11 protein-coding genes and 1 tRNA gene are annotated in these 10,158 nt (G+C 37.7%); 11 read left to right on the top strand and 1 reads right to left on the bottom strand.

What is annotated here, in order from left to right:
* The first annotated feature begins 264 nt into the window (after positions 1 to 264).
* The 5 genes from B7709_RS00545 to gap all read left to right on the top strand — a co-directional run bounded on the left by B7709_RS00545 (position 265) and on the right by gap (position 5,188).
* Complete coding sequence (locus tag B7709_RS00545; protein WP_142358112.1) at positions 265 to 849, top strand: ABC transporter ATP-binding protein; 585 nt, start codon at positions 265 to 267, stop codon at positions 847 to 849.
* 11 nt (positions 850 to 860) lie between these two features.
* Positions 861 to 2,108 carry a hypothetical protein gene (locus tag B7709_RS00550; RefSeq protein WP_084970837.1) on the top strand — a complete coding sequence of 416 codons (1,248 nt, stop codon included), beginning with the start codon at positions 861 to 863 and terminating at the stop codon, positions 2,106 to 2,108.
* Entirely contained in the window at positions 2,050 to 2,733 is a 684-nt protein-coding gene (locus tag B7709_RS00555; RefSeq protein ID WP_084970839.1) for an ABC transporter ATP-binding protein, read from the top strand. Before B7709_RS00550 ends, B7709_RS00555 begins: the two co-directional genes overlap by 59 nt.
* Positions 2,702 to 4,003, top strand: a complete 1,302-nt coding sequence (locus B7709_RS00560) for an ABC transporter permease (RefSeq protein WP_162279134.1) — start codon at positions 2,702 to 2,704, stop codon at positions 4,001 to 4,003. Before B7709_RS00555 ends, B7709_RS00560 begins: the two co-directional genes overlap by 32 nt.
* Positions 4,004 to 4,180: 177 nt before the next feature.
* Entirely contained in the window at positions 4,181 to 5,188 is a 1,008-nt protein-coding gene (gene gap / locus B7709_RS00565) for a type I glyceraldehyde-3-phosphate dehydrogenase (protein WP_000260679.1), read from the top strand.
* Positions 5,189 to 5,267: 79 nt separating this feature from the next.
* On the opposite strand, the gene B7709_RS00570 is transcribed toward gap, so the two are convergent.
* Entirely contained in the window at positions 5,268 to 6,143 is an 876-nt protein-coding gene (locus B7709_RS00570; protein WP_084970841.1) for an RluA family pseudouridine synthase, read from the bottom strand.
* Positions 6,144 to 6,229: 86 nt separating this feature from the next.
* On the opposite strand from B7709_RS00570, the gene pbp2a reads away from it, so the two are divergent.
* The 6 genes from pbp2a (at position 6,230) to B7709_RS00600 (ending at position 10,139) form a co-directional block, all read left to right on the top strand.
* Complete coding sequence (gene pbp2a / locus B7709_RS00575) at positions 6,230 to 8,425, top strand: penicillin-binding protein PBP2A (RefSeq protein WP_084970843.1); 2,196 nt, start codon at positions 6,230 to 6,232, stop codon at positions 8,423 to 8,425.
* A 52-nt stretch (positions 8,426 to 8,477) separates the two neighbouring features.
* Positions 8,478 to 8,630 (top strand): 50S ribosomal protein L33, encoded by a 153-nt coding sequence (rpmG, locus tag B7709_RS00580; protein ID WP_001809375.1) that lies wholly within the window; start codon positions 8,478 to 8,480, stop codon positions 8,628 to 8,630.
* A 9-nt stretch (positions 8,631 to 8,639) separates the two neighbouring features.
* Positions 8,640 to 8,816 carry a preprotein translocase subunit SecE gene (secE, locus tag B7709_RS00585; RefSeq protein WP_000505776.1) on the top strand — a complete coding sequence of 59 codons (177 nt, stop codon included), beginning with the start codon at positions 8,640 to 8,642 and terminating at the stop codon, positions 8,814 to 8,816.
* Positions 8,817 to 8,873: 57 nt separating this feature from the next.
* Positions 8,874 to 9,410: a transcription termination/antitermination protein NusG gene (nusG, locus tag B7709_RS00590; RefSeq protein WP_000376728.1), complete on the top strand. Its 537-nt coding sequence runs from the start codon at positions 8,874 to 8,876 to the stop codon at positions 9,408 to 9,410.
* Between the two features lie 120 nt (positions 9,411 to 9,530).
* The gene (locus B7709_RS00595) at positions 9,531 to 10,004 is read left to right on the top strand and encodes a transcriptional regulator (protein ID WP_084970845.1); all 474 of its coding nucleotides are present in this window, start codon (positions 9,531 to 9,533) and stop codon (positions 10,002 to 10,004) included.
* Positions 10,005 to 10,067: 63 nt separating this feature from the next.
* Positions 10,068 to 10,139: transfer RNA gene (locus tag B7709_RS00600), tRNA-Glu, on the top strand.
* Positions 10,140 to 10,158: the final 19 nt, after the last annotated feature.

The following is a 10,158-nucleotide window of genomic DNA, read 5'->3' on the forward strand; positions in this document are numbered from 1 at the left end:
AGGAGGAATTATTATGTGGCGTTTCGTATGGAGAATTATCAAATGGATTATTATTGACTGGATTTTAACAGCAATTTGGGGCTGGGTAAAACAATGGTTTAGTTAATAACAGATGATAAATAATTTCTATTAGAAATTACTAGAATGATTATAATTGAATAAAAAAATAATTGATAGTTATGTCTCGGTTTGAAAATGGGCATTCTCAAAAAGATTATAGACATAACTATCAACTATTTTAATTATAATATAAAAGGAGAAAAAATGAAAGTAGAAAACATTTCGTATCGGGTAAACAGTCGTATACTTTTTGATAATATTTCTTTTGATACTTCAAATTCAGGTCTCACACTGATTACCGGAAAAAATGGTGCAGGAAAGTCGACATTATTAAAAGTATTACTAGGAATTGTTCAACCATATTCTGGCTCATTGATTTCTGACGAAAAGGTTAGCTATGTTCCAGATTCTTCGGACAACTATTTTATTGGTTTATCTCCTAATTTATTATTCGAATTTTTACAGAAACAATTTTTTATTGAAACAAATTTGTTTGAAGAACGGTTAAGAGAATTACGAGAACAATTTTATTTGAATGAGAAATTGATGACGCAAACAATTCAATCACTGTCATTAGGAGAAAAGAAAAAAGTAATGCTTATAGCAGCATTTTTATTGGATTCTGATTTGTATGTTATGGACGAGCCTTTATCGGGATTAGATCAAATTTCGGTTGAAAATCTTATTCATTTGATTGAGCAAAAGATAAATCTAGGTAAACACTTCATTATTGTAAGCCACGAGAGACAGGAAATTTTACCGACAGTTGATCAGATTATTTCTTTGTAGAGGGAAATTGTATGGAAAAGTTTTATTATTCTATTACTCTGTTGTTCCTATCACGACAAGGATACTGGAACGATTCGAATAATGTCAAGGAATTATCGCTAATTCAATTGACTTACAAATATTTTTTATCTTCTATTGCCTTGGTTTTTATTTTTTTGATTGCTAAATCAGAAATTTATAATATATTAAAAGAAAATCAAATTTGGGGAATCTTATCATACTTTGAATTAGCAACAATATTGGTTCCTGCAATTCTGTTATTAGGAATACTTTATGAAAATATTTATGTTTTAAAAACTAAAACAGAAAGTACAATGAGGATATTTTTCAATATAACAGGGAGAGAATTTTGGAATATAGTATTTTTTAAGAATTTAATTCTAGTTTTGCCCATCTTAGTAATTATTTTTTTCTATAATATTTCTTTAGGAATATTTGCGTGCCTACTTGTTTTTTTACTTAATAATATATTTTTTATACCGAAAATCAGGTATGTTAGGCCAAGATTTAAAAAATCGTTCAGTATGTCCTATTTATTATCTGTTGTTGATGGTTTGACAGTGTTTAAAGCGATTACTATACCTGTGTTTTCAACTTTTATGTTTATGTTCATGTGGTTGGTTTTACCAGATTTTTTAGGAATTGATACCACGAATAAAGTGATGATATTGAATACAGCTTTATTCTCAGGGACAGTATTTTTTAGCAATAAAGGGATAAATTTTTATTTTCTTACTTTAAATAAGGATTTCCCTTATCTGAAGGCTGTGGGAATCAATCTTAATAAATTTATAAAAAAAAGAATTTGGTCTTTAAATGTTATTAGTATCTTAGTTCCTGCAACCTCGCTATATTTCTTTTTAAATTATCTGGGGTACGGTTTTATAGATATTTTCCTATTTCTTTTCGGAGTTTCTCTAGCATATTTTTTATGCCAAGGAGTACAAATGATAGAGGTATTACTATTTCGAGAATATCATTTTCGAGATGCGAAAGAGCTAGAAGCTTTTTCGCTCCCTTTAAAGATGAGGGTGACAATGTATATTATTCGTTTTCTACCAATCCTAGTCTGTCTTTTGGTTAACCAAATAAGAATATTCGGTTTTTTAACTCAGATTTTGTTAAATATAATTTATATTGGTATTGTTTATTTTAGTTTGTATCGGTACACGATAATACAAGTGATTAAAGGAGATAATAATGTCCATTTTATCCATGAAAAATATTTCAAAATTTTACGCTTTGGACGGCAAACATAAAGAGCAGGCTCTAAGAAATATTAACTTGCAGATTGCTGAAGGAAAAATTACAGCGATTTATGGTCCGTCAGGTTGTGGAAAAACCAGTCTACTGAATATCATCAGTGGCCTAGATAGAGAGTATGAGGGAGTTTTAGCTTTTAAGGGAGAACCTCTCAGGGATTTATCGGAACTTGAACTAACTCAATTCCGTAAAGATAATATTGGATTTGTTTTTCAAAACTTCAATCTCATTCCCCATCAATCTGTTCTGGATAATGTCAAGTTGCCTCTCTATGTCAAAGATTTATCTGACAGGGAGATGACAATGATTGCAAAGGAGCAATTAAGTAATTTGGGCATGGAGCCTTTTATTGCTAAAAATGTTAAACAGCTTTCTGGCGGACAAAAGCAACGCGTAGCAATAGCGCGTGCACTGGTAAATCAGCCTGATATGATTGTAGCAGATGAGCCAACGGGTTCGCTGGATTCTCAATCCCAAGAAATGGTATTGGAAGTGTTTAAAAAATTAGCCCAAACAGGGAAGACAGTACTGATTGTAACCCATAATCCAGAGGTTGCTGAATATGCAGATGTGATTATCAAAATGAAGGATGGTGAAGTCGTTGAAGAAGTCAAAAAATAAAGGATTATCTTTTAAAAACAAATTCAAACTTTCTTTAAGTAACTTTATGGAAAGAAAGTGGCGTAACTTGTTGATTGCAGTAGCAACCTCGATTGGTTTTGTAGGCGTGTTGATTTCGTTTGGTCTAGGGAATGCCTTGATTTCGATGATTGATGAAAATACCAACGGAGGTAAGCTCCCTTCCCAAGTTCAGATTGCACTGAATTCCAGCGTTGCTGGAAGAGGTTTTCTAAACCAAGATGATAAGAACTATATCACAGATACGATTGGGAAAGAAAATATTAAATATCTAGAGAGTCCTTTTGGCATGACCATGTCAAAGATTAGCATAGACGGACACGAAGTGGATTTTAGCCAAGCCATGCCTTCTTATGCTCAAGTCGTGAGTTTGTATGAAGATACAAGTATTTCTGTTAGTAGCAATGAAAAAGAAAAAGTGCTAGCAGGCTCTCTTTATAAGGATGTTAACGAGCAGGGATTGACGATTCCGATGAGTTTGCTCAAAAATTGGAATGAACAAACAGGGAACAATCTGACGGCTAGTGATGTGATTGGCAAACCAGTATCAGCAACCATTGTAGAAAATGCTGCTGAAGGTAGCAAGTTGGCAGGTTTTCAAACTCATATTGTGCGTGTAATCAATGATGAAGATGATGCAGAGGATAGTAATAGTTTTATGGCTTCCAAGCAGATGGAAACGATTTTAAAAGAAGCTGAATTCACAAAGGCCGTATCCTATTTTATTTTAGAACTTAAAGATCCGTCTCGTACGAAAACAGTAACAGAAGAATTGCAGAAAAATAAGAAGTATACAGTTCTTTCTCAACAGGCTGTTCTTGATATTGTGATTACCTTTATTCGTGTCATCCAGGGATTACTGATTGTGCTTTCTTCACAAGCGATTGTGGTGGCAGCAGTTATGATAGGCATCATCATTTATATCAATATCATGCAACGTTCTAAGGAAATCGGTGTCATGAAGGCCGTTGGCTATCAAAATAGAGATGTGAAAGGAATCTTTATCTACGAAGCTCTTTGGATTGTAGGCATTGCCTTGTTTATAGCTTTCATCATTGCTCAAGGGATAGGCAGTCTAGCGAATGTTATTGTTCACCATTTCTATCCATCAATCTCTAAAGTTTTTGAATTAAATCTTCTCTCTATTTTAGGGACTTTCGTTTTTGCTTTGTTTCTTGGCTATATTTCTGCCTTCTTCCCAGCACGTAAGATTAGCAAAATGGATCCAGTGGAATCCTTACGCTATGAGTAGAGAAAGAAATTACAGAGGCTTCCTATCAAAAAGAAACTGACATAGAAAATCAAGGTCAGCACTTGCAATTAAGCTCAAATAGTTATATAATAGGTTCGTTGAAAGGTGATTTGTAGTGATTCAAGTTACTCTTTTCACAATAAAAATTTCATGATTTTCATAAGGAGGAAATCACTAATGGTAGTTAAAGTTGGTATTAACGGTTTCGGACGTATCGGTCGTCTTGCTTTCCGCCGTATCCAAAACGTAGAAGGTGTTGAAGTTACTCGCATCAACGACCTTACAGATCCAGTTATGCTTGCACACTTGTTGAAATACGACACAACTCAAGGTCGTTTCGACGGTACTGTAGAAGTTAAAGAAGGTGGATTCGAAGTTAACGGTAAATTCGTTAAAGTTTCTGCTGAACGTGATCCAGAACAAATCGACTGGGCTACTGACGGTGTAGAAATCGTTCTTGAAGCAACTGGTTTCTTTGCTAAGAAAGATGCAGCTGAAAAACACCTTAAAGGTGGAGCTAAGAAAGTTGTTATCACTGCTCCTGGTGGAAACGATGTTAAAACAATCGTATTTAACACTAACCACGACGTTCTTGACGGTACTGAAACAGTTATTTCAGGTGCTTCATGTACTACAAACTGCTTGGCTCCAATGGCTAAAGCTCTTCAAGATAACTTCGGTGTTGTAGAAGGATTGATGACTACTATCCACGCTTACACTGGTGACCAAATGATCCTTGACGGACCACACCGTGGTGGTGACCTTCGCCGTGCTCGCGCTGGTGCTGCAAACATCGTTCCTAACTCAACTGGTGCTGCTAAAGCTATCGGTCTTGTAATCCCAGAATTGAACGGTAAACTTGACGGATCTGCACAACGCGTTCCAACTCCAACTGGATCAGTTACTGAATTGGTAGCAGTTCTTGAAAAGAATGTTACTGTTGATGAAGTGAATGCAGCTATGAAAGCAGCTTCAAACGAATCATACGGCTACACAGAAGATCCAATCGTATCTTCAGATATCGTAGGTATGTCTTACGGTTCATTGTTCGACGCAACTCAAACTAAAGTTCTTGACGTTGATGGTAAACAATTGGTTAAAGTTGTATCATGGTATGACAACGAAATGTCATACACTGCACAACTTGTTCGTACTCTTGAATACTTTGCAAAAATCGCTAAATAATTCATGAGTTAATAAAGGCAAGACCTATTGGTCTTGCTTTTTTCTATTTTTAGATAAAACAAAATGGATGATTTAGCGGTCATCCATTCTTTTTTAATTCTCTTTCAAATGTATCAGAAAGGGCAGTGAAACTTAACTTTTCTAAAGTAAGTGGATGGGTAAGGGACAGTCGAAAAGCGTGAAGCATTAGCCGACTTGTTTTTGATCTAGAGTTATAGAGAGGATCACCCACGATAGGATGTTTATGATGAGAAAGGTGAACACGGATCTGATGCGTTCGACCAGTCTTTAGTTTACAACGAACCAGAGAAGTCTTGTTTGGAAATTGCTTTAATCGGCTTACCTGTGTTTCAGCATATTGCCCCTTTTTAGAATCCACCACCCGTTTTCTGCGATCGTGTCTATCACGACCGATTTTATCTCGGAAGATAAGTTCTTTACTCCCTATTTGCCCCTCTACGAGTGCCCAGTACTCACGAGCGATTTCCTTTTTCTCCAACAAACGATTGAGAATGGGAAGGATAAAAGGATTTTTGGCGAAAAGCACTAAACCGCTTGTTTCCATATCCAGGCGATGAACAACATAGCAAGTTTGCCCGACGTAGGCAGAGACATGGTTGAGTAGGGCAATTTCATCTGGTTGATTACCGTGCGTTTTCATCCCTTCCGGTTTGTTAACAACAATGAGATGTTGGTCTTGATAAACTTCTTTAACGAGGTCTGGGTTGCCCCAAAGGATTTCCTTTGTGGGATAATCTTCCTCGTCAAAAGTCAATTGGCAAATATCCCCTGGCTTCACCATCTCGTTCCAGTGAACTTGTTTTTGATTGATGAAGATATTCTTCTTGGTTCTTAGAAAGTGGCGGATTTTTCTAGGGATGAGGAGTTGTTCCTCTAGATATTGTTTGACCGTCATTTGAGGCAGGGATGATGGTAATGTAAATGTGAATTGCATACAGATATTGTAACAAAAAAAGCCCTATTTGGATAGGAAATAGCTAAATTCTTGAGTTCCCATGGTGAAGATGATAAAATAAACGCATGAAAATAGATAAATTATTTGAGAAGTTTCTTTCTCTCTTTAAAAAAGAAACGAGTGAATCAGCAGAGTCTGATTCTACTAGTATGCGTCGTTCTCGGAGCGGTAGAAAAAAATTAGGCCATGTGGGTCCAATTCGAAAATTCTGGCGTCGCTATCATTTAACAAAGATTGTCGCTATACTAGGTTTGAGTGTTGGTTTGTTAGTAGGGACCTACCTATTTGCAATAGCCAAATCCACCAATGTCAATGACTTGCAAAATGCCTTGAAAACGCGAACCCTGATTTTTGACCGCGAAGAAAAAGAGGCAGGTGCCCTGTCCGGTCAAAAGGGAACCTATGTTGAGCTGATAGATATCAGTAAAGACTTGCAGAACGCTGTCGTCGCGACAGAGGATCGTTCCTTCTATAAAAATGATGGGATTAACTATGGTCGTTTCTTTCTAGCTATTGTCACAGCAGGTCGTTCTGGAGGCGGTTCTACTATCACCCAACAGTTGGCGAAAAATGCCTATCTATCTCAAGATCAAACTGTTGAACGGAAGGCCAAGGAGTTTTTCCTAGCTTTAGAATTGACAAAAAAATACAGCAAGGAGCAAATCCTTACTATGTACCTCAATAATGCCTACTTTGGAAATGGGGTGTGGGGTGTTGAAGATGCAAGTAAGAAATACTTCGGAGTATCGGCTTCACAACTAACGCTTGATCAGGCGGCCACTCTGGCGGGGATGCTCAAGGGACCAGAATTGTACAATCCATTAAATTCTGTTGAAGCTTCGATCAACCGTAGGGATACTGTTTTACAAAATATGGTTGCAGCGGGCTATATTGATAAAAATAAAGAGACCGAAGCAGCTGGAGCAGATATGGCTTCTCAACTGCAAGATAAGTATGAGGGGAAGATTTCGGATTATCGTTACCCGTCCTATTTTGATGCAGTTGTCAACGAAGCCGTTTCCAAGTACAATCTCACAGAAGAAGAGATTGTCAACAACGGCTATCGAATCTATACAGAACTTGACCAAAACTACCAAGCCAATATGCAGGTTGTTTACGAAAATACCTCACTATTTCCAAAGGCAGAAGACGGAACACATGCCGAATCAGGTAGTGTTGCTTTAGAGCCTAAAACAGGTGGGGTGCGTAGCGTTGTTGGTAGCGTAGCTGGCGATGACAAACCAGGCTTCCGCAATTTCAACTATGCCACTCAGTCTAAGCGTAGCCCAGGCTCAACTATCAAACCTTTAGTGGTTTATACGCCTGCAGTAGAAGCAGGATGGGCCTTAAACAAGCAATTGGATAATCATACGATGCAGTATGATAGTTATCAAGTGGACAATTATGCAGGGATTAAGACTTCTCCTGAAGTACCTATGTATCAGGCTTTGGCTGAATCACTCAATTTACCGGCAGTTGCGACTGTAAATGCATTAGGTATTGACAAAGCTTTTGACGCTGGGGAGAGATTTGGCCTGAATATGGAAAATGTTGATCGAGTTCTTGGAGTCGCTCTCGGTGGAGGCGTAGAGACGAATCCTCTCCAGATGGCGCAAGCCTATGCAGCCTTTGCTAATGAAGGTCTGATGCCTGAAGCGCATTTTATCACTCGTATTGAAAATGCCAGTGGTCAGGTCATCAAGAGTCATAAAAATTCTCAAAAACGAGTGATTGATAAGTCGGTAGCCGATAAAATGACCAGTATGATGTTAGGAACATTTACCAATGGTACAGGAATTAGTTCATCGCCAACAGATTATGTTATGGCTGGAAAGACAGGTACTACTGAGGCTGCTTTTAATTCAGTATATACTAGTGACCAGTGGGTGATTGGTTATACTCCAGATGTGGTAATTACCCACTGGCTCGGCTTCCCGACGACGGATGAGAACCATTATCTAGCAGGTTCGACCTCAAATGGAGCAGCCCATGTCTTTAGAAGTATGGCTAATACCATTTTACCTTACACTCCAGGTAGCACTTTTACAGTTGAGAATGCTTATAAACAAAATGGTATTGAACCAGAAAATACGAAAAAGCAGGTTGTTGAAAATGAGACAAACCAGTCGGAGGACCCGATAGGAGATATTCGTAGTCGTGCACAAAATCTTGTAGATGAAGCAGGACGTGCGATTTCAGAAGCTAAAATAAAAGAAAAAGCCCAGACAATATGGGACTCAATCCTTAATCTATTTCGTTAAGAGGCTTGTCAAAGCCTAGGTTTCTTGTTATAATAGATAAGATGGAGGCATTATGGCACTAAAAAAAGCAAGCCTAGCTTGTGCAGTTTGTGGTTCAAGGAATTACTCAATCAAAATTAGTGGGAACCCCAAGCCAACACGACTAGAAGTAAATAAATTTTGTAAACATTGTGGGAAATATACGACACATAGAGAAACGAGATAGGAGAGAACGATGGGTTTTATTAAGGATATTTTTAAACTTCTTAAAGAAACAACGTGGCCAACTCGCAAGGAAAGCTGGAGAGATTTTCGCTCTATTATGGAATACACAGCCTTCTTTGTGGTCATCATTTACATTTTTGACCAGTTAATTGTTTCAGGTTTGATTCGATTTATTAACATTTTTTAGAAGAAAAGTGGAGAAGTTCTGCTAACTTTCTTCTATATATGTATGAAAGGAAATATCATGGATAGTTTTGACAAGGGATGGTTTGTTCTACAAACTTATTCTGGCTATGAAAATAAGGTAAAAGAAAATCTATTGCAACGTGCACAAACGTATAATATGTTGGATAATATTCTACGCGTTGAGATTCCAACACAAACCGTGCAAGTTGAGAAAAATGGAAAGAAAAAAGAAATTGAAGAGAATCGCTTTCCGGGTTATGTCCTTGTAGAAATGGTCATGACCGATGAAGCATGGTTCGTTGTTCGAAACACACCGAACGTAACAGGATTCGTCGGATCCCACGGTAACAGATCAAAACCAACTCCGCTATTGGAACAAGAAATCCGTGATATTCTGGTTTCAATGGGACAAACTGTTCAAGAGTTTGATATTGACGTTGAAGTTGGTCAGACTGTCCGCATCATTGATGGCGCTTTTGCAGACTACACAGGTAAAATTACTGAAATTGATAACAATAAAGTGAAGATGATTATCTCTATGTTTGGTAATGATACGATTGCAGAAGTAAACCTAAACCAAATTGCAGAATTATAACCCCAGAGAGGCCTTGCCTCTCTTTTTATGTGCCGTTGAGGGAGGAAGAAGTATAGAATAGAGGAAATGGGCCCATGGGATTGTGCATTTTGCTAAACTAAATGCAGAAAGGAGAGGTCTATGAATCTGAAGGAATTATACGAGGAAACGAAGGGCATTGTCCATAAGTGTCGCAAAGATTATCATTTGCATCTGTGGGAGAAAGAGGACTGGGACCAGGAAGGCATGTTATGTCTGTATGAGCTGGTGAGTCGCAATCCAGAGTTACTAGAGGGCGAGCGCCATCGACTTTATGTTTGCTTTAAAACAAAGTTTAGAAATCGTATCCTAGATTACATCCGTAAACAGGAAAGCCACAAGCGCCGTTTTGACAAAGAACCCTATGAAGAGGTGAGTGAGATTAGCCATCGTCTAGGAGAAAAAGGACTAAGGCTGGACGATTATTATCTCTTTCACGAACTTCTAAAGAATTACAAATCAAAGCAGAGTATGGAAAAACAAGAGTTAATAGACCGTCTAATGGGAGGAGAAGTCTTTAGAGGACGTAAAGCTCTCCTGAGAGAACTTTCCCTAATCTTTTCAGAATTTCGGTAAAGAGGAAAAAAGTCCTTGACAAAGGTAAAAAAGTAGGTATAATAGAAAGAGTTGAAAAACTCAGGTCCGTTGGTCAAGGGGTTAAGACACCGCCTTTTCACGGCGGTAACACGGGTTCGAATCCCGTACGGACTATGGTGTATCGCAGGGTTGA

The sequence above is a fragment of the Streptococcus oralis subsp. dentisani genome, from assembly GCF_002096335.1.
GTDB classification, from domain to species: Bacteria; Bacillota; Bacilli; order Lactobacillales; family Streptococcaceae; genus Streptococcus; species Streptococcus oralis_Z.

Coding starts and splice junctions, on each gene's coding strand:
- B7709_RS00570 (WP_084970841.1), bottom strand. CDS start 6,143: ATGCAATTCACATTTACATTACCATCATCCCTGCCTCAAATGACGGTC.
- B7709_RS00555 (WP_084970839.1), top strand. CDS start 2,050: ATGTCCATTTTATCCATGAAAAATATTTCAAAATTTTACGCTTTGGAC.
- B7709_RS00595 (WP_084970845.1), top strand. CDS start 9,531: ATGAATCTGAAGGAATTATACGAGGAAACGAAGGGCATTGTCCATAAG.
- gap (WP_000260679.1), top strand. CDS start 4,181: ATGGTAGTTAAAGTTGGTATTAACGGTTTCGGACGTATCGGTCGTCTT.
- nusG (WP_000376728.1), top strand. CDS start 8,874: ATGGATAGTTTTGACAAGGGATGGTTTGTTCTACAAACTTATTCTGGC.
- B7709_RS00560 (WP_162279134.1), top strand. CDS start 2,702: ATGGTGAAGTCGTTGAAGAAGTCAAAAAATAAAGGATTATCTTTTAAA.
- secE (WP_000505776.1), top strand. CDS start 8,640: ATGGGTTTTATTAAGGATATTTTTAAACTTCTTAAAGAAACAACGTGG.
- B7709_RS00550 (WP_084970837.1), top strand. CDS start 861: ATGGAAAAGTTTTATTATTCTATTACTCTGTTGTTCCTATCACGACAA.
- rpmG (WP_001809375.1), top strand. CDS start 8,478: ATGGCACTAAAAAAAGCAAGCCTAGCTTGTGCAGTTTGTGGTTCAAGG.
- B7709_RS00545 (WP_142358112.1), top strand. CDS start 265: ATGAAAGTAGAAAACATTTCGTATCGGGTAAACAGTCGTATACTTTTT.
- pbp2a (WP_084970843.1), top strand. CDS start 6,230: ATGAAAATAGATAAATTATTTGAGAAGTTTCTTTCTCTCTTTAAAAAA.